Annotated in this window: 14 protein-coding genes, 2 tRNA genes and 2 pseudogenes; 6 read left to right on the top strand and 12 right to left on the bottom strand. The window is 63.9% G+C overall.

Features of this window, described 5'->3' with window-relative positions:
• Nucleotide 1 precedes the first annotated feature (1 nt).
• Nucleotides 2-829: an ammonia-dependent NAD(+) synthetase gene (gene nadE / locus ACVWZ5_RS15945; RefSeq protein ID WP_062572686.1), complete on the top strand. Its 828-nt coding sequence runs from the start codon at nucleotides 2-4 to the stop codon at nucleotides 827-829.
• Nucleotides 830-969: 140 nt separating this feature from the next.
• Here the strand turns inward: nadE and azu are convergent, their stop codons facing one another.
• Entirely contained in the window at nucleotides 970-1,416 is a 447-nt protein-coding gene (azu, locus tag ACVWZ5_RS15940; protein ID WP_301141720.1) for an azurin, read from the bottom strand.
• Between the two features lie 346 nt (nucleotides 1,417-1,762).
• On the opposite strand from azu, the gene ACVWZ5_RS15935 reads away from it, so the two are divergent.
• A complete protein-coding gene (locus ACVWZ5_RS15935; RefSeq protein ID WP_084942433.1) occupies nucleotides 1,763-2,350 on the top strand; it encodes an LOG family protein in 588 nt (195 codons plus the stop codon).
• Between the two features lie 135 nt (nucleotides 2,351-2,485).
• Here ACVWZ5_RS15935 and ACVWZ5_RS15930 read toward each other — a convergent pair whose 3' ends face one another.
• The 8 genes from ACVWZ5_RS15930 to rnr form a co-directional block, all read right to left on the bottom strand.
• Complete coding sequence (locus ACVWZ5_RS15930; RefSeq protein ID WP_062572683.1) at nucleotides 2,486-4,783, bottom strand: YgiQ family radical SAM protein; 2,298 nt, start codon at nucleotides 4,781-4,783, stop codon at nucleotides 2,486-2,488.
• Nucleotides 4,784-4,896: 113 nt separating this feature from the next.
• On the bottom strand, nucleotides 4,897-6,294 hold the full coding sequence (dnaB, locus tag ACVWZ5_RS15925; protein WP_023629368.1) for a replicative DNA helicase: 1,398 nt from the start codon (nucleotides 6,292-6,294) through the stop codon (nucleotides 4,897-4,899).
• A gap of 113 nt (nucleotides 6,295-6,407) precedes the next feature.
• On the bottom strand, nucleotides 6,408-6,854 hold the full coding sequence (rplI, locus tag ACVWZ5_RS15920; protein WP_028688249.1) for a 50S ribosomal protein L9: 447 nt from the start codon (nucleotides 6,852-6,854) through the stop codon (nucleotides 6,408-6,410).
• A gap of 20 nt (nucleotides 6,855-6,874) precedes the next feature.
• Nucleotides 6,875-7,741: a YybS family protein gene (locus ACVWZ5_RS15915; protein ID WP_062572682.1), complete on the bottom strand. Its 867-nt coding sequence runs from the start codon at nucleotides 7,739-7,741 to the stop codon at nucleotides 6,875-6,877.
• A 34-nt stretch (nucleotides 7,742-7,775) separates the two neighbouring features.
• Nucleotides 7,776-8,006: a 30S ribosomal protein S18 gene (rpsR, locus tag ACVWZ5_RS15910; RefSeq protein WP_003249563.1), complete on the bottom strand. Its 231-nt coding sequence runs from the start codon at nucleotides 8,004-8,006 to the stop codon at nucleotides 7,776-7,778.
• 28 nt (nucleotides 8,007-8,034) lie between these two features.
• A complete protein-coding gene (gene rpsF, locus ACVWZ5_RS15905) occupies nucleotides 8,035-8,460 on the bottom strand; it encodes a 30S ribosomal protein S6 (protein WP_011535936.1) in 426 nt (141 codons plus the stop codon).
• A gap of 245 nt (nucleotides 8,461-8,705) precedes the next feature.
• Nucleotides 8,706-9,452 carry a 23S rRNA (guanosine(2251)-2'-O)-methyltransferase RlmB gene (rlmB, locus tag ACVWZ5_RS15900; RefSeq protein WP_062572681.1) on the bottom strand — a complete coding sequence of 249 codons (747 nt, stop codon included), beginning with the start codon at nucleotides 9,450-9,452 and terminating at the stop codon, nucleotides 8,706-8,708.
• A complete protein-coding gene (gene rnr / locus ACVWZ5_RS15895; RefSeq protein ID WP_457340726.1) occupies nucleotides 9,449-12,022 on the bottom strand; it encodes a ribonuclease R in 2,574 nt (857 codons plus the stop codon). Before rnr ends, rlmB begins: the two co-directional genes overlap by 4 nt.
• 271 nt (nucleotides 12,023-12,293) lie before the next feature.
• Here rnr and ACVWZ5_RS15890 point away from each other — a divergent pair.
• The 4 genes from ACVWZ5_RS15890 to ACVWZ5_RS15875 all read left to right on the top strand — a co-directional run bounded on the left by ACVWZ5_RS15890 (nucleotide 12,294) and on the right by ACVWZ5_RS15875 (nucleotide 15,305).
• Nucleotides 12,294-12,380 (top strand) — tRNA-Leu (locus ACVWZ5_RS15890).
• A gap of 87 nt (nucleotides 12,381-12,467) precedes the next feature.
• Nucleotides 12,468-12,554, top strand: a tRNA-Leu gene (locus ACVWZ5_RS15885).
• Nucleotides 12,555-12,726: 172 nt separating this feature from the next.
• Nucleotides 12,727-13,740 carry an extracellular solute-binding protein gene (locus tag ACVWZ5_RS15880; protein WP_028688253.1) on the top strand — a complete coding sequence of 338 codons (1,014 nt, stop codon included), beginning with the start codon at nucleotides 12,727-12,729 and terminating at the stop codon, nucleotides 13,738-13,740.
• Entirely contained in the window at nucleotides 13,740-15,305 is a 1,566-nt protein-coding gene (locus ACVWZ5_RS15875) for an ABC transporter permease (RefSeq protein ID WP_457340725.1), read from the top strand. The genes ACVWZ5_RS15880 and ACVWZ5_RS15875 overlap by 1 nt, the downstream gene beginning before the upstream one ends.
• 124 nt (nucleotides 15,306-15,429) lie before the next feature.
• Here ACVWZ5_RS15875 and ACVWZ5_RS15870 read toward each other — a convergent pair.
• The 3 genes and pseudogenes from ACVWZ5_RS15870 to ACVWZ5_RS15860 form a co-directional block, all read right to left on the bottom strand.
• Nucleotides 15,430-15,945 (bottom strand): annotated as a pseudogene (locus ACVWZ5_RS15870) (methyl-accepting chemotaxis protein); the annotation flags it as partial.
• A 390-nt stretch (nucleotides 15,946-16,335) separates the two neighbouring features.
• Nucleotides 16,336-16,548 (bottom strand): annotated as a pseudogene (locus ACVWZ5_RS15865) (methyl-accepting chemotaxis protein); the annotation flags it as partial.
• 1,022 nt (nucleotides 16,549-17,570) lie between these two features.
• Nucleotides 17,571-18,863 (bottom strand): adenylosuccinate synthase, encoded by a 1,293-nt coding sequence (locus ACVWZ5_RS15860; RefSeq protein WP_028688256.1) that lies wholly within the window; start codon nucleotides 18,861-18,863, stop codon nucleotides 17,571-17,573.
• Nucleotides 18,864-18,903 lie beyond the last annotated feature (40 nt).

The raw sequence follows: 18,903 nt of genomic DNA, 5'->3' as shown, positions 1-18,903 counted from the left end.
CATGCAAGCCGTTCAGCAAGAGATTGCCCGGGCGCTCAAGGTGCAGCCGCCGTTCGCAGACGCCGCCGCGCTCGAGCAGGAAGTCGCCAGGCGCGTGGCATTCATCAAGGATTGCCTGGCCAACGCCCGGCTCAAGACCCTGGTACTGGGCATCAGCGGCGGCGTCGACTCGCTGACCGCCGCCCTGCTCGCCCAGCGCGCCATCAATGAACTGCGCAGCGAAACCGGCGACAAGGCCTACACCTTCATTGCCGTGCGCCTGCCGTACCAGGTGCAGCACGACGAGCACGACGCCCAGGCCTGCCTGGAGGTGATCAAGGCCGACGAGGTGCACACCATCGACATCGCCCCGGCCGTAAAAGCCCTGGCGGCGGAAGTCGAGGAATTGAAAAACGGCTCGCCGACCCTGGTCGACTTCGTCGTCGGCAACGTCAAGGCGCGCACGCGCATGGTCGCCCAGTACACCGTCGCCGGCGCCCGCGCGGGCCTGGTGATCGGCACCGACCATGCCGCCGAGGCGGTGATGGGCTTCTTTACCAAGTTCGGTGACGGGGCGTGCGACCTGGCGCCGCTGAGCGGGCTGGTGAAGAACCAGGTGCGGGCCATTGCGCGCAGCTTCGGCGCGCCAGAGTCGCTGGTGGAGAAGGTGCCGACCGCGGACCTGGAAGACCTCGAGCCGGGCAAGCCGGACGAGGCGTCACATGGCGTGACCTACCAGCAGATCGATGCGTTCCTGCATGGCCAGCCGGTCGATCAGGCAGCGTTCGACATCATCGTCGCCACCTACCGCAAGACCCAACACAAGCGCGAGCTGCCGTTTGCGCCTTGAGGCCAATGGGGCTGCTACGCAGCCCTTTCGCGACACAAGGCCGCTCCCACAGGGGATCACATTTCCCTGTGGGAGCGGCCTTGCCGAGGCGTCGGACCGGTCAGAAAGGAGGGCAAAGCCCTCCCCTGCTCAGCCAATCGTTACTTGACGACAACCTTGCCCTTCATCATCGAGATGTGGCCCGGGAAGGTGCAGAAGAAGCTGTAGTCGCCGCCGGCTTCCAGCTTGGAAGTGTCGAGCTTGATAGTGTCTTTTTCGCCGGCGCCGATCATCTTGGTGTGGCCGATGATCGCGGCGTTGTCGGCCTTGATGTAGTCCTTGTCCAGGCCTTGCGACATGCCCTCTTTGGCGATGGGGTCCATGTCGGCGGTCTTGCTGATGACCAGGTTATGGCCCATGACGTTCTTCGGCAGGCTGCCACCGTGGGTCAGTTCGATCTCGACGGTCTTGCAGCTCTTGTCGATGGTGAATTCCTTGGTGTTGAACGACATCTGGTCGGTCGAGTCGACAGTCACCTTGCAGTCGGCGGCAAAGACAGAGGCGCTGGCGAGGGTCAGCAGGGATACCGCTACAGCTTTCGCAAACATCATGAATCTCCTTGGCAGGGTTTTATCAATTGCGAGACTGCCTGAAAATCGGACGCCCGTACCTGATGTGGGTCAAGGGGTGTCAAGTGGCCAGACAGTAGATTTGTTCAATGGATTGTATACAACCAATCAAAGTGCACATCATGCCCTCTTGATAGACGATGGGACAACCTCTCATTTAGGAGTTGAATGAAATGTCCCTTTCCAGCTTCATGAACAGCCTGCTCGCCGCTTACGCTCACGGCGCCAGTGGCGCCATCTGTGAGTTCGCCCGTCCCGAATGATCCCCCTTGGAAGCGACAGGCATGCGCCTTACCCTGTGCGCGCATGTAAAGGGAGATAAGCAATGCCTGTACGTTCCGTTTGTGTCTTCTGTGGCGCCAGCATCGGTGCCAACCCCGCCTACCGCGAAGCCGCCGTGGCCCTGGGCCAGGCCATCGCACGCCGTGGCCTGACCCTGGTCTACGGCGGTGGCGCGGTCGGCCTGATGGGCACCGTCGCCGATGCCGCGCTGGCTGCTGGTGGCGAAGTCATCGGCATCATTCCGCAAAGCCTGATGAACGCCGAGATCGGCCACAGGGGCCTGTCCCGCCTGGAGGTGGTGGACGGCATGCACGCGCGCAAGGCGCGCATGGCCGAGCTCAGCGATGCGTTCATCGCCCTGCCGGGCGGCCTGGGCACGCTGGAGGAGCTGTTCGAGGTGTGGACCTGGGGGCAACTGGGCTATCACGCCAAGCCGCTGGGGCTGCTGGATGTGAACGGGTTCTATGAAAAGCTGGGCGGGTTCCTCGACCATATCGTCGAAGAGGGCTTCGTGCGCCCGCAGCATCGGGCGATGCTGTTGCTGGGGCAGCAGCCGGATGAGCTGCTGGACGGGATGGATCGGTTCGAATCGCCGGTGTTGCCGAAGTGGGTCGACAAGCAGCCTGATTGAAAGCTGAGAGCCTGGGACCGCGTTGCGGTCCTTTCGCGATACAAGGCCCACGCACTTCGATCAGCGTACGCTGTATTTCTGTGGGAGCGGCCTTGTGTCGCGAAAGGGCTGCAACGCAGCCCCATGGCCGGTAGATCAGCGCGGAATGACCGGCTGGCGCGGCTTCTTGCCCTTGCCGCCCTTGGCCGCTTCCTTGCGTTCCTTGGCCGCCTGCTGGTTGCGGGCGAACGCCTCGGCCTTGGCCTTCTCGCGCTTGTCCCACGGCTTGCTGCCGTCGCTGGCGCGCGGTGGCAGGCCGGTGTGCTGGGTGAGGATCTTCTGGTCCTTGCCCACCTTGTGGCTGCCGGCCGGCGTCGAGTTCTTGCGCCGCGCGCTCTGGTAGCTGTCGGTCTGCGGCTGGTGCAGCGGTATCAGCTGGTGCTTGCCCGGCCCGATCAGATCGGCGCGGCCCATGCGCTGCAGCGCTTCACGCAGCATCGGCCAGCCCTTCGGATCGTGGTAGCGCAGGAACGCCTTGTGCAAGCGGCGCTGCTCCTCGCTCTTGACGATCTCCACCCCTTCGCTCTTGTAGGTGACCTTGCGCAGCGGGTTCTTGCCCGAGTGGTACATGGCCGTGGCCGAGGCCATCGGCGAGGGGTAGAACGCCTGCACCTGGTCGGCGCGGAAACCGTTGCCCTTGAGCCACAGGGCCAGGTTCATCATGTCTTCGTCGGTGGTGCCCGGGTGCGCGGCGATGAAGTACGGGATCAGGTACTGCTCCTTGCCCGCTTCCTTCGAGAACTTCTCGAACATGCGCTTGAAGCGGTCGTAGGTGCCGATGCCCGGCTTCATCATCTTGTCCAGCGGACCACGCTCGGTGTGCTCCGGGGCGATCTTCAGGTAGCCGCCGACGTGGTGGGTGACCAGCTCGCGCACGTATTCCGGCGACTCTACCGCCAGGTCGTAGCGCAGGCCCGAGGCGATCAGGATCTTCTTCACCCCCGGCAAGGCGCGGGCCTTGCGGTACAACTCGATCAGCGAGCTGTGGTCGGTGTTGAGGTTCTCGCAGATGCCCGGGAACACGCACGACGGCTTGCGGCAGTGCTTCTCGATGTCGTGGCTCTTGCAGGCGATGCGGTACATGTTGGCGGTCGGGCCGCCAAGGTCGGAGACCACGCCGGTGAAGCCCGGCACCTTGTCGCGCATCTCCTCGATCTCGTGCAGGATCGATTCGTGGGAGCGGTTCTGGATGATCCGGCCTTCGTGCTCGGTGATCGAGCAGAAGGTGCAGCCGCCGAAGCAGCCACGCATGATGTTCACCGAGAAGCGGATCATCTCGTAGGCCGGGATGCGCTCCTTGCCATAGGCCGGGTGCGGGACGCGTGCGTAGGGCATGCCGAACACGTAGTCCATTTCCTCGGTGGTCATGGGAATGGGTGGCGGGTTGAACCACACATCCACGTCGCCATGCTTCTGCACCAAGGCGCGGGCATTGCCCGGGTTGGTCTCCAGGTGCAGCACGCGGTTGGCGTGGGCGTAGAGCACCGGGTCGTTGCGTACCTTCTCGAACGACGGCAGGCGGATCACCGACTTCTCGCGGGTGACGCTCGGGCTGTCGAGGATCTGCACGACCTTGGCTTCGTTCGGGTCTTCCTGCTCGCCCTTGGCCTGCTCGATGGCACAGGCCTGGGTGTCCTGGGTGTTCACGTACGGGTTGATGATCTTGTCGACCCGGCCCGGACGGTCGATGCGGGTGGAGTCGATCTCGAACCAGCCCTGCGGGGTGTCACGGCGAATGAACGCGGTGCCGCGCACATCGGTGATGTGCTCGATGCGTTCACCCTGGGACAGGCGCTGGGCGACCTCGACGATCGCCCGCTCGGCGTTGCCGTACAGCAGGATGTCGGCGCTGGCATCGACCAGGATCGAATGGCGGACCTTGTCCTGCCAGTAGTCGTAGTGGGCGATGCGGCGCAGCGAGGCCTCGATGCCGCCGAGCACGATCGGCACGTGCTTGTAGGCTTCCTTGCAGCGCTGGCTGTACACCAGGCTGGCGCGGTCCGGACGCTTGCCGGCCATGCCGCCGGGGGTGTAGGCGTCATCGGAACGGATCTTCTTGTCCGCGGTGTAGCGGTTGATCATCGAGTCCATGTTGCCCGCCGCGACGCCGAAGAACAGGTTCGGCTCGCCGAGCTTCATGAAGTCGTCCTTCGACTGCCAGTTCGGCTGGGCGATGATGCCCACGCGGAAACCCTGGGCTTCCAGCAGACGGCCGATGATGGCCATGCCGAACGACGCATGGTCGACGTAGGCGTCGCCGGTCACGATGATGATGTCGCAGGAATCCCAGCCGAGCTGATCCATCTCCTCCCTGCTCATCGGCAGGAAAGGCGCTGGCCCGAAGCATTCGGCCCAGTACTTGGGATAGTCGTAGAGTGGTTTGGCTGCTTGCATGTCAGTGACCGGTTCTAATGTGCAGGAAAATCGCGGGCGCGGAATATAGCACAAATTTTGACCAAATCCGACGGTGATGGTCGGATTCATGGACGGGCGAACAGGCCAGCGGCTTATTCGTCGTCGTCGAAGTTGTACATGCCCGGCGCGAGGTTCTCGAAGCGGGTGTACTTGCCGATGAACGCCAGGCGCACGAAGCCGATGGGGCCGTTACGCTGCTTGCCGATGATGATCTCGGCCACGCCCTTGTGCTCGGTCTCGGGGTGATACACCTCGTCACGGTAGACGAACATGATCACGTCGGCGTCCTGCTCGATCGCACCCGATTCACGAAGGTCGGAGTTGACCGGACGCTTGTTGGGCCGCTGCTCCAGGGAGCGGTTGAGCTGCGACAGGGCGATCACCGGGCAGTTGAATTCCTTGGCCAGCGCCTTGAGCGAGCGGGAGATCTCGGAAATCTCGTTGGTCCGGTTGTCACCGGCCGAACCCGGAATCTGCATCAGCTGCAGGTAGTCGACCATGATCATGGCGATCTCGCCATGCTCGCGCGCCAGCCGGCGGGTACGTGCCCGCATCTCCGAGGGGCTGATACCGGCGGTATCGTCGATGAACAGCTTGCGGTCGTTGAGCAGGTTCACCGCCGAGGTCAGCCGCGGCCAGTCATCGTCGTCCAGCTGACCGGAACGCACCTTGGTCTGGTCGATCCGCCCGAGCGAGGAGAGCATACGCATGATCAACGACTCACCGGGCATCTCGAGGGAGAACACCAGCACCACCTTGTCGCTGCGTAACACGGCGTTTTCCACCAGGTTCATGGCGAAGGTGGTCTTGCCCATCGACGGACGGCCGGCAACGATGATCAGGTCGGCTGCCTGCAGGCCGCTGGTCTTCTCGTCCAGGTCGGTGAAGCCGGTGGACACGCCGGTGATGTCGCTGTCGGAGTTGAACAGCGTGTCGATGCGGTCGATGGCCATGGTCAACAGCTCGTTGACCCCCACCGGGCCACCGGTCTTCGGCCGCGCCTCGGCGATCTGGAAGATCTGCCGTTCGGCGTCGTCGAGGATCTCCTCGGCGTTGCGCCCCTGGGGGTTGAAGGCGTTGTCGGCGATGTCGGTGCTGATGCTGATCAACTGACGCAGCGTGGCCCGCTCGCGAATGATCGCGGCGTAGGCCTTGATGTTGGCCACCGACGGGGTGTTCTTGGCCAGCTCGGCCAGATATGCCAGGCCGCCGACCTGGGTGGACACGCCTTCCTTGTCCAGCTGCTCGTGCAGGGTCACCACGTCGAACGGCTGGTTCGCGTCCACCAGCTTGTGGATGGCACGGAAGATCAGGCGGTGGTCATGCCGGTAGAAATCGCCGTCCGACACCTGGTCCAGTACCCGCTCCCAGGCGTTGTTGTCCAGCATCAGGCCACCGAGCACGGCCTGTTCGGCCTCGATGGAATGCGGCGGCACCTTCAGGGCGGCGGTTTGCAGGTCGAGCTGCTCGGGGGTGGTGATCTCGTTCATGGCCACGAAAGAATTCTGGGGGATGAAAAAGACAAAGGGCACGGCCTGCTAAACACAGGACCGTGCCCGATGTTAACCGTCTGACCCACAAGGAGCCAGCCGGTCAGCGCAGCTTAGGCAGCTACGACGACCACACGTACGGTGGCTTCAACGTCGCTGTGCAGGTGCACGGCTACGTCGTATTCGCCAACCTGACGGATGGTGCCGTTCGGCAGACGAACTTCAGCCTTGGCCACTTCAACGCCGGAGGCGGTCAGGGCGTCAGCGATGTCGTGGGTGCCGATCGAACCGAACAGCTTGCCTTCGTCGCCAGCGGTGGCAGTGATGGTCACTTCCAGCTCGGCCAGTTGGGCAGCGCGGCTTTCAGCCGAAGCTTTCTTCTCTGCGGCGGCTTTTTCCAGCTCGGCGCGGCGCTCTTCGAACGCGGCCTTGTTGGCGGCGTTGGCGACGGTGGCCTTGCCGAACGGCAGCAGGAAGTTACGGCCGTAGCCGGACTTGACTTTAACGATGTCGCCCAGGTTGCCCAGGTTGGCGACTTTTTCCAGCAGGATCAGTTCCATTTGGTAAAACCTCTTAACTTTTAACCTTCACCGTTCGCGGAGTCGTCACCCTGTGAAGGGGACTTGCGACCGCGAAAATCAATCAGGCTGTCGACAATGGCCAAAACCACGAGCAACGGATACATCAGCTGCATGAGCAGCGGCAGCGTCACGTACATCCCCACCAGCCAGAACCCGGCCAGTCGCCCTTGCGCCACCAGCCCGTGAATCAGGGCGATGCCAGCGAGCAGCAGCACCAGGCTGGAGGCGGTGGCTAGGACGATGAACGGCGAGCCGAGAAACGGACCGAGCACCATCAACGACACCAGCACCAGCATTGGCACCAGTGGCAGCCTCAGCTCGCGAAACTCGCGACCGAAACCGCCGGGGTTGTACAACGCCGCCTGCCAATAGCGCGCCAGCATCAGAGCCAGCAGGCTGAACAGCTGCAGCATTACCGCACTGGAAGCGACCAGCAAAGGGCCGATCAGCTCACCAGGTAGTACCGGTTGGCCCTCGATCTGCGGCAGGGCTTTTTCAAGCGCCTTGGCCAGCACCTCGAAGGTCTCGCGCATCACCGCGTCCAGGATCAGGCTGTACAGCAAGCCTAATGCGACACTGGACAGCAGCACCCGGGTCCAGGAATGTCCGGCCCGCAACAAGGCGGCCAGAACCAGCGTTCCCAACAGCACCAGCAAGGTGCTCAGTTCGCCGAAGTACGCCAGGACCATCGCTGGCAAAAGGCCCCAGGCGATGATCGATGACGCGTCCTTGAAACCGCGCCGCAGGAACACCAGGCTCCCGGCGGCGGCACTCAACCAGAACAGCAGCGGCAGTACCGCGCTGATGACCACCACGAGGGTGGCCTGCACACGACCGCGCATGATGAAACTTGCCAACGCTCGCATGCCTATCCCTTGCTACTTAGTCGACGACCCGGTCTCAGCGGCCGTGGCTGTCGGTGTAGGGCAGCAGGGCCAGGAAGCGGGCGCGCTTGATAGCGGTAGCCAGCTGACGCTGATAACGAGCTTTGGTACCGGTGATGCGGCTTGGAACGATCTTGCCGGTTTCGGATACGTAAGCTTTCAGGGTGTTGAGATCTTTGAAGTCGATCTCTTTCACGTCTTCAGCAGTGAAGCGGCAGAATTTACGACGACGGAAGAAACGTGCCATGTGATTGGCTCCTCAAAAGGTCCGTGGATTACTCGTCAGCGTTATCGCTGTTGTCGCTGTCATTGCTGTCGTCGCCTTCGGCGCCATCAGCATGCTCAGGACGTTCGCGACGCTCACGGCGCTCGCTGCGGTTCTCTTCGGCCTTGAGCATCTCGGACGGGCCGGTAACGGCTTCGTCACGACGGATGACCAGGTTACGGATCACGGCATCGTTGTAGCGGAAGTTGTCTTCCAGCTCGGCCAGGGCCTTGCCGGTGCACTCAACGTTCAGCATCACGTAGTGAGCCTTGTGAACATTGTTGATTGCGTAGGCCAGTTGACGACGGCCCCAGTCTTCCAGACGGTGGATCTTGCCGCCGTCTTCTTCGATCAGCTTGGTGTAACGCTCAACCATGCCGCCGACTTGCTCGCTCTGGTCCGGGTGAACCAGGAAGATGATTTCGTAATGACGCATGAATGCTCCTTACGGGTTAGTAGTCTGCCAGCTACCTGGTCAGACAAGGAGTGAATGACACTTGTATGTCTTGCCCTGGCGAGAAGGCGCATGCGCGCCTGCCAGCTCGGCAAGGGGCGCAATTGTAGAGAAGGCTGGAGGGACAAGCAAGGAGGCTGGCGAATATTTGAACAGTCGGAAACATATTCGCCCGCCGGAGCGATCCTGCGAGGGCGGGCTCGCGGGAGCCCACCCTAGGCGAGGAATCAGCGCTTGGCCTGACGCTGCCTGACGGCCTCGAACAGGCACACCCCGGTCGCCACCGAGACGTTCAGGCTGCTGACGCTGCCCGCCATCGGCAGCTTGACCAGGAAATCGCAGTGCTCGCGGGTCAGACGGCGCATGCCCCTGCCTTCGGCGCCCATGATCATCACCAGCGGGCCGGTCAGGTCCTGCTGGTAAATCTCCTGCTCGGCCTCGCCGGCAGTGCCGACCACCCACAGACCGCGCTGCTGGAGTTTTTCCAGGGTTCGGGCCAGGTTGGTCACGGCCACCAGCGGAATCACTTCCGCGGCACCGCAGGCCACCTTGCGCACCACCGGCGTCAGGGTCGCCGACTTGTCCTTGGGCACCACCACCGCCGTTGCGCCGGCGGCATCGGCGGTGCGCAGGCAGGCGCCAAGGTTGTGCGGGTCGGTGACACCGTCCAGGACCAGGATCAGCGGCGGCGTCTCGGTGCGCTCGAGCAGCTCCTCGAGCATCAGTTCGCCCCAGACCTGGCTCGGGCTCACCTCGGCGACCACGCCCTGGTGCACGCCCTCGACCCAGGCGTCGAGCTCACGACGCTCGGCCTGGCCGACCTGGACGCGGTTTTCCGCGGCCAGGGCCAGCAAGGCCTGGATGCGCGGCTCGCTGCGCCCCTCGGACAGCCAGATCTGCTTGACGCGCTTGGGGTGGTGCTGCAGCAGCGCCTGTACAGCATGCACACCGTAGATCTTTTCCAGCTGACTCATGACTTGCTCTTGCCCTTACGTGGCGCGCCGGACTTCGACGGCCCCTTGCGATGCTTGGTCTTGCCCGACGCCTTGGCGCCCTTCTCCGCCTTGCCACCGGCGTGAGCGCTGTGCTTGGCGTCGCTCATCAGCGCCTTCTTCATCTCGCGGCTCTTGCGCACCTCGGCGTTGCGCTGCACCGCGTCTTTCGGGAAGTACGCCTCGGCGGTTTCGCTCTTGCGGCTGCGCGGCTTGGGCGAGATCTTCGCCTCGGGCGCCGCTGCCGGCTCCGGCGCGGCCTTGCCGGCAGGCGCGGCGGACTTGCGGGCGACCGGCGCGTTGACGGTGGCCTCGGACATTTCGAAATCGATCTTGCGCTGCTCGAGATCGACGCGCATGACCTTGACCTCGACCGTATCGCCCAGGCGGAAGCTGCGACCACTGCGCTCGCCCGACAGACGGTGGTGTACCGGATCGAAGTGGTAGTAATCACCCGGCAGGGCGCTGACATGCACCAGGCCTTCGACGTAGATGTCGGTCAACTCGATGAACAGGCCGAAACCGGTCACCGCAGTGATCACGCCGGGGAAGGTCTCGCCCACGCGATCACGCATGTACTCGCACTTGAGCCAGTTGACCACGTCGCGGGTGGCCTCGTCGGCACGGCGCTCGGTCATCGAGCACTGCTCGCCCATCTGCTCGAGGGTGCTCTCGTCGTACGGGTAGATGCGCGCCTTGGGGATGCTCATGGCGCCGGCACGCTTGACGTGCGGGGTGTCGATCTTGGAGCGGATCACACTGCGGATGGCGCGGTGCACCAGCAGGTCCGGGTAGCGCCGGATCGGCGAGGTGAAGTGGGTGTAGGCCTCGTAGTTCAGGCCGAAGTGACCGTTGTTCTCGACGCTGTACACCGCCTGGCTCAGCGAGCGCAGCATGACGGTCTGGATCAGGTGGAAGTCCGCACGCCCGGCGATGCTCGCCAGCAGTTGCTGGTAGTCCTTGGGCGATGGATCCTTGCCCTTGTGCAGGGTCAGGCCCAGTTCGCCGAGGAAGGCGCGCAGTTTTTCCAGGCGCTCCGGCGGCGGACCGTCGTGCACCCGGTACAGCGCAGGCACGTTGTGCTTCTGCAGGAACTCGGCGGTGGCGACGTTGGCCGCCAGCATGCATTCCTCGATCAGCTTGTGGGCATCGTTGCGCACCGTCGGACGAATTTCGTCGATCTTGCGGTCTTCGCCGAAAATGATCCGGGTTTCCTGGGTTTCGAAGTCGATCGCGCCACGGGTGTGACGGGCATCGACCAGCACCTTGTACAGGTTGTACAGGTTCTTCAGGTCCGGCAGGACTTCCTTGTATTCCTCGCGCAGCGCCTTGCCCTCACGGGTGCGGGCATGCTCGAGCATGCTGCTGACCTTGTTGTAGGTCAGGCGCGCATGGGAGTGGATCACCCCTTCGTAGAACTGGTAGTCGACCATCTGGCCGGCCTTGTTCATGGTCATTTCGCAGACCATGGCCAGGCGATCGACGTGCGGGTTCAGCGAGCACAGGCCGTTGGACAGCTCCTCGGGGAGCATCGGCACCACGCGCTCGGGGAAGTACACCGAGTTACCGCGCTGCTGGGCCTCGACGTCCAGGGCCGAGCCCAGGCGCACATAGCTGGAGACGTCGGCGATCGCCACGTACAGGCGCCAGCCGCCGGAGAACAGGCGCAGCTTGCCCAGCGGCTCGCAATAGACGGCGTCGTCGAAGTCGCGGGCATCCTCGCCGTCGATGGTGACGAACGGCAGATGGCGCAGGTCGACGCGCTTCTCCTTGTCCTTCTCCTCGACTTCGGAGCGGAACTTGCGCGCCTCCTTGATCACATCCTTCGGCCAGACATGCGGAATGTCATAGCTGCGCAGGGCGATGTCGATCTCCATGCCCGGCGCCATGTAGTTGCCGATCACCTCGACCACGTCGCCCTGGGGCTGGAAGCGTGGGGTTGGCCAGTGGGTGATCTTGATCGACACGAACTGACCGATCTTGGCACCGCCGTTGCGCCCGGCGGTGACCAGCACTTCCTGCTGGATCTTCGGGTTGTCCGGGGTCACGTAGCCGATGCCGCCTTCTTCGAAGTAGCGGCCAACCACGCTTTCATGGGCGCGGGAAATGACTTCGACCAGCACGCCTTCGCGGCGGCCACGGCGGTCGACGCCGGACACCCGGGCCAGGCCGCGGTCGCCGTCGAACACCAGGCGCATCTGTGCCGGGCTGAGGAACAGGTCCTCGCTGCCGTCGTCGGGGATCAGGAAGCCGAAACCATCTCGGTGGCCGGATACGCGGCCGCAGATCAGGTCGAGCTTGTCCACCGGGGCATAGGTGCCGCGCCGGGTATAGATAAGCTGACCATCGCGCTCCATGGCACGCAGGCGGCGGCGCAGGGCTTCGATCTGGTCTTCTTCATAAAGACCGAACTCTTCGGCCAGCTGCTCTCGGGCAGCCGGTTCGCCACGGTCGGCGAGGCGCTGCAGGATCAGCTCACGGCTGGGGATGGGGTTGTCGTATTTTTCCGCTTCGCGAGCGGCCTCGGGATCGAGGGATTGCCAATCGGCCATCAGAAAGGGTTCACCTTGGGGTATATAGAGTGGAATTCTGGCATAGGCGTATTGAAACCGGAAATGTCAGCCTTGGACAGCCCCGGCAACGTGTCCGTCGTGCGGCAATAGGCCTGCGGAATCAACAAGTTGAATTTTTTGAATTTTTTTTCGTTCGGGGGGTTTACAGGCATCAGGGGCGTCCGTATAGTGCGCACCACAACGACGGACAACCCCGAAGTTGTAGTAGAGATGAACGACGCTGTAAAGCATCTTGTAATCTCGAATGTGTGCCCAGGTGGCGGAATTGGTAGACGCGCTGGTTTCAGGTATCAGTGGCTTAACGGCCGTGGAAGTTCGAGTCTTCTCCTGGGCACCAAATTTTTCAAGTAACAGATGACCAAGGATCTGTTACTACTGTGTGAAAGCGAACGATAGTCGCCTTCACCAGATGATGCAAAGCTTTGCCCAGGTGGCGGAATTGGTAGACGCGCTGGTTTCAGGTATCAGTGACTTAACGGTCGTGGAAGTTCGAGTCTTCTCCTGGGCACCATACAAAAACCCACTAGCTTGCTAGTGGGTTTTTTCTTGCCTGCGATTTTGTATCGCGGGGCAAGCCCCTATCCCATGGTCGACCCATGAATTTCCCGTCATGCGCCCATTTGAGAAACGATTTCGTTTACCATTGTTTCCAAATATGTAGCCGTAAGCGAGGAAGTACCCGCATGACGATCCGCCCGCAACCGCTGATGCGCACCCTGGCCGCCGCAGTTCTGAGCCTGGTGATCGGCGCTCCGGCCGCCCTGGCAGACGAACCGGTCACGTTGACGATGTACAACGGCCAGCACAAGGAAATCGGCGACGCCATCGCCAAGGCCTACGAGGCCAAGACCGGCATCCATATCAATATCCGCAAGGGCAGCAGCAACCAGCTGGCCAGCCAGATCATCGAGGAAGGCGCACGCTCGCCGGCCGACATCATCTACACCGAGGAATCCCCGCCCCTGAACAACCTGGGCGAGCTGGGCCTGCTGGCGAAGATCGACGACGCCACCGCGAACATGATGCCCAGGGAATACGTAGGCGCCAACGGCACCTGGATGGGCATCACCGCCCGCACCCGCATCGTGGTGTTCAACCCGAAGAAGATCGATGAGAAAGACCTGCCGACCACGGTCATGGACTTTGCCAACCCCGAGTGGGAAGGGCGCGTCGGCTACGTCCCCACCAGCGGCGCGTTCCAGGAACAGGCCGTGGCCATCCTGAAGATGCATGGCCGCGAAGCCACCGAAGAATGGCTGACCGGCCTGAAAGCCTTTGGCAAGACCTACACCAACAACATGGTGGCCCTCAAGGCCGTGGAAAAAGGCGAAGTCGCCGCGGTACTGGTGAACAACTACTACTGGTATGCCCTCGAGCGTGAGCGCGGCAAGCTGGATTCCAAGCTGTACTACCTGGCCGATGGCGATGCCGGCAACCTGGTCACCATTTCCGGCGCCGCAGTAGTCAAGGCCAGCAAGCACCCCAAGGAAGCCCAGGCCCTGCTCAACTGGATGGCCAGCGAAGAAGGCCAGCGGGTGATCACCCAGACCACCGCCGAGTACCCGCTGCACAAGGGCATGGTTTCGGACCGTGGCCTGAAACCGTTCGAGGATCTGCGCCCGCCGAAGATCTCGCCGGCGGACCTTGGCAATGCCGAGGAAGCCATCGAACTCGAGCGTGAGGTTGGCCTGCTCTGATGACCGCCGCCCTGCCCTCGCCCGCCTTGTCGCGCTTCGTACCGAAGCGCAAGCGACCCTCCACCTGGGTGGTGTTGCCCGTGTTGTTCCTGGTGACGATGAGCCTGCTGCCGTTGCTGTACGTCGGACTCAAGGCCTGGGAAGCCGGCTGGCACGAAGCCCTGCGCCTGCTCTGGCGCCCGTTTGTCTGGGGCCTGCTGCGCAACACTTTGCTGCTGATGGTCGGCGTCACCGTGCTTTGCCTGCTGGTTGGCGTGGCCCTGGCCTGGCTGCTGGAGCGTAGCGACCTGCCGGGGCGGCGCCTGTGGGGCGTGGTGCTGTGCCTGCCGTTCGCCGTGCCGTCGTTCGTCAGCAGCTTCACCTGGGTGTCGCTGAGTTCGGACTTCGAGGGGCTGGGCGGGGCCATTCTGGTGATGGCACTGTCGAAATACCCGCTGGTGTTCCTGCCGGTGGCCGCCACCCTGCGCAACCTCGACACCTCCCTGGAGGAATCGGCGCGCACCCTGGGCTGCGGTCGCTGGGGCGTGTTCCACAGGATCACCCTGCCGCTGCTGTGGCCCTCGATGCTCGGTGGCGCGCTGCTGATCGCCTTGCATATGCTGGTGGAGTTCGGCGCCCTGTCGATCCTCGGCCTGCAGACCTTCACCACGGCGATCTACCAGCAGTTCGAGCTGGAGTTCAGCAACGCCAACGCGGCCATGCTCTCGGCGGTGCTGCTGGTGCTGTGCCTGGCGATGCTGTGGCTGGAGCTGCGGGTGCGCGGCAAGGCCCGCCATGTGCGCATCGGCCAGGGCGTGGCGCGCCGCGCGCAACCGCTGCGCCTGCGTGCCTGGATGCCGCTGGGGCAGCTGTTCTGCCTGGCCCTGGCGGTATTGGGCAGCGGCATTCCGCTGGCCATGCTTGGCTACTGGCTGAGCGTCGGTTCGTCGGCGGCCTTCCCGGTCGCGGCCATCGGCAAGGCCCTGGCCACTTCGCTGTCGGTATCCCTGGGCGGCGCCGGTTTCTGCGTGCTGCTGGCCCTGCCGATCAGTTTCCTGGTGGTGCGCTACAAGGGGCGCCTGGCGATCTGGGCCGAGCGCCTGCCATACCTGCTGCACGCCCTGCCCGGGCTGGTGATCGCCCTGACCCTGGTGTTCTTCGCCCTGCACTATGTGCCGGTGCTGTACCAGACCACGGCGCTGCTGATCCTTGCCTATGCCCTGCTGTTCCTGCCACTGGCGCAGTCGCCGGTGCGCACGGCGCTGAACAAGGCCTCACCGACGCTCGAAGAGGCCGCACGCACCCTGGGTGCGAGCAGTTTCGCCGCGTTCTGCCGGGTCACCCTGCCGATCATCTTCCCGGCGATGGCGGCGGCGTTCGCCCTGGTGTTCCTGGATGCGATGAAGGAGCTGACCGCGACCCTGCTGCTAAGCCCGACCGGCATGACCACCCTGGCCACCGAGGTGTGGGCGCACACCGCCAACGTCGAGTTCGCGGCGGCGGCGCCTTATGCGGCATTGCTGATCGTGGTGTCGGGATTGCCGGTGTACCTGCTGACGACACGGATGTATCTGAACAAGGCGTGACACCCGCTGGGGCCGCTTTGCGGCCCAATCGCGACACAAGGCCGCTCCCACAGGCACTGCACCGAGCGCCGAACCTGTGGGAGCGGCCTTGTGTCGCGATGCGAGGGCTCAGCCCTCGCCCGAGTCAGGCCCGGAACTGCCCCAGGCTGGCGCGCAACTGCGCCGCCAGGTCATCCAGTACCTTGCTGCTGGCCGTGGTCTGCATCACCACCTCGGCCGAGCGCTCGGCCTGGGCATGAATGTTCTCCACCCGACCACGCACGGCCTGGGCGCCATTGGCCTGCTGCTCCGCCGCGCGGGTGGCCAGGCCGATCGCCGCATGCACCTGCTCCACCGCCGCCTGCACCGACTGCTGGCGACGCTCGTTATCACGCAACACCAGCAGACCCTCGCTGGCCTGGCGTCCGGCCTGGCTGATGGTCGCCACCGCCTCCTTGGCCCCCTGCTGCAGGGCGGCGATATGCGACTGGATATCACCTGTCGAGCTCTGCGTCTTGCTCGCCAGCGCCCGCACCTCGTCGGCCACCACGGCGAAGCCGCGCCCGGTTTCCCCGGCCCGCGCCGCCTCGATGGCGGCGTTCAGCGCCAGCAAGTTGGTCTGCTCGGCGATGCCATGAATCACCGTCAGCACCACCTCGATCTGCTCGCTCTGCTTGGCCAGCCGCTCGATCACCTGGGAGCCGGTCTGCACCTCGCCGGCCAGGTTCTCGATCAACCTTGCCAGCTGGGTGGAGGCGCGACTGTTCTCGTCGGTGGCCTGGCGAATGTCCACCACCTGCTGCAACGCCGCCTGCATGGCGTGGCTCTCGGCCTGGGCCTCGTCGGCCATGCTCGACAGGTCGCGCAGGCTGGCCGCCACTTCGTCACGCTGTAGCGCGGCGGCGGCATCGGCCCCCGCGTTGCGCTGGGCCATGCTGTCGATCTCGACACCGGTGCGCTGCGCCACCTCGCCGGCTTCGCGGACGATGGGCTGGAGCTTGTCGACGAAGCGGTTGACCGCCGAGGCCATGTCGCCGATCTCGTCACGACTATCGAGCTTGACCCGCTTGGTCAGGTCGCCCTCGCCCGCGGCCAGGTCGTTCAGCGCGGCGATCAGCAGGCCGAGCTTGCTAAGCACCCGACGCCCGAGCACCAGGGCCACCACCAACAGCACGCCCAGGCCCACCAGCACCAGGCCCAGGCCGATGCGCCAGCGCAGCTCGGCGGCGGCATCGCGCACGGTCTGCGCGGTGTTGGCCTGCATCGCCGTGGCGCTGTTCTGCGCCGTTTCCAACCGCGCGCGCAGGGCCTTGCCGCTGTCGGCAGCGGCAGCCACCAGGCTGTCGCCGACCAGTTGTTCGCCGCTGGCGATCAGGGCGGCGAAGCGCTGGTCGAGGGCCTTGAGCTCCTGGTCGACGCCGACGGTGGAGACACCCATCAGCACCTTGCCGATCTCGGCACCGTTGGGGTTGATCGAAGCCTCGACGTAGTACACCGACGGATCCTTGCGCGCGGCGTCCAGTACCTTGTCCAGCGCCCGCTCACCCTGCCCCTTGTCCATCAACGCCTGGTTGATCGGGTTCTGTCGGTTGAGGTAGCGGGTCAGGTGCTGACCCTGGGCGTCGTCGTAGATCACAAACAGCACGTTGGGATTGCGCTGGGCGCGACGGGCAAAGTCCGACAGCGTCGGCACGTCGTTGTCCCAGATCGCCCGCGGCGCGACCGAGGCCAGCAGCTCGGCCATGTCATTGGCCGAGTCCTTGAGATTCTTCTCCAGGGTGGCCCGCAGTTGATGCTGCTCGCCCTGCAGACGCTCGGAGAGGCCGGCGCTGAGGCGCTGGCGGGTACTGGCCGACAGGCTGTCGAGCCCGGCGCGGACATCCTGTCCAGCCTGCTCCAGTTCGGCGGCCAGCTTCTGACTGTCGTTACCCAGGCGCGCGCCCAAATCGGCCTCCAGGGCGGTGACCGTGCTCCGTGTCAGTGCAACGGCGACCAGCACCTGCACCAGAAGAGCGATACCAAGCGCAACAAACACAGGCCGCAAGAGGCGGCTTCGTAACAGTGAAAGGATGGCAGACACGTTGTAACCCTCGTGTTTCTGGCGCCATTACTTTGATGGCATCTACAGAAACTTCTTACAGCAAGGGTTGTGCCTGAGGCAGCAGGTATAAACGCCAATGAGTAGAAGGGGGCAAGGCATTTGTGCAAAGCCACCCTTGCTCGCAAATGAAAACGCCGCGCTCCCTTGCGAGAGCGCGGCGTTCAATCAGCTACCGAAGCGGCCGATCAGGCGAACGGATGACGCAGCACGATGGTCTCGTTGCGGTCCGGGCCAGTCGAGATGATGTCGATCGGCGCGCCGACCAGCTCCTCGATGCGCTTGATGTAGTTGCGCGCGGCTTGCGGCAGCTCTTCCAGGGTTTTCACGCCCAAGGTCGACTCGCTCCAGCCCGGCATCTCTTCGTACACCGGCTCCAGGCCGATGTAGCTGTCGGCATCGGACGGCGCGTCGATGACGGCACCGTTCTCGTTCTTGTAGCCAACGCAGATGTTGATGGTTTCCAGGCCGTCCAGCACGTCCAGCTTGGTCAGGCAGATGCCCGAGATGCTGTTGACGTCGATGGCGCGACGCAGGATGACGGCGTCGAACCAGCCGCAACGACGGGCACGACCGGTGGTCGAGCCGAACTCGTGGCCACGCTTGGCCAGGGTGGCGCCGGTCTCATCGAACAGTTCGGTCGGGAACGGACCGGAACCGACGCGAGTGGTGTAGGCCTTGGTGATGCCCAGGATGTAGTCCAGGTACATCGGGCCAACGCCGGAACCGGTGGAGATGCCGCCGGCAGTGGTGTTGGAGCTGGTGACGTACGGGTAGGTACCGTGGTCGATGTCCAGCAGCGAACCCTGGGCGCCTTCGAACATGATGTCCTTGCCGGCGCGGCGCAGGTTGTGCAGTTCGGCGGTGACGTCGAGCATCATCGGCTTGAGCTGCTCGGCGTAGGCCATGCACTCGTCCAGGGTCTGCTGGAAGTCGATGGCCGGTTCTTTGTAGTAGTTCACCAGCTGGAAGTTGTGGTAGTCCAGCAGCTCACCGAGCTTGGCGGCGAAACGCTCGCGGTGGAACAGGTCGCCCACGCGCAGGCCGCGACGGGCCACCTTGTCTTCGTAGGCCGGGCCAATGCCGCGACCGGTGGTGCCGATCTTGGCTTCGCCACGGGCCTTCTCACGGGCCTGGTCGAGGGCCACGTGGTAGGACAGGATCAGCGGGGCGGCCGGGCTGATGCGCAGGCGCTCGCGCACTGGCACGCCCTTCTCTTCCAGCTTGGTGATTTCACGCATCAGGGCGTCGGGAGCAACGACCACGCCGTTGCCGATCAGGCACTGCACACCTTCACGCAGGATGCCCGAGGGAATCAGGTGCAGAACGGTCTTCTCACCGTTGATCACCAGGGTGTGGCCCGCGTTGTGGCCACCTTGGTAGCGCACTACGGCGGCAGCATGTTCGGTCAGCAGATCGACGATCTTGCCTTTGCCCTCATCACCCCACTGGGTGCCCAGGACGACGACATTCTTACCCATAACACTTGTCCTCATTCACGCAACTTGGTTGCCGGCCCAC

It is taken from the genome of Pseudomonas sp. TE6283, assembly GCF_054060555.1.
This window is presented reverse-complemented; position numbering and strand designations above follow the sequence as displayed.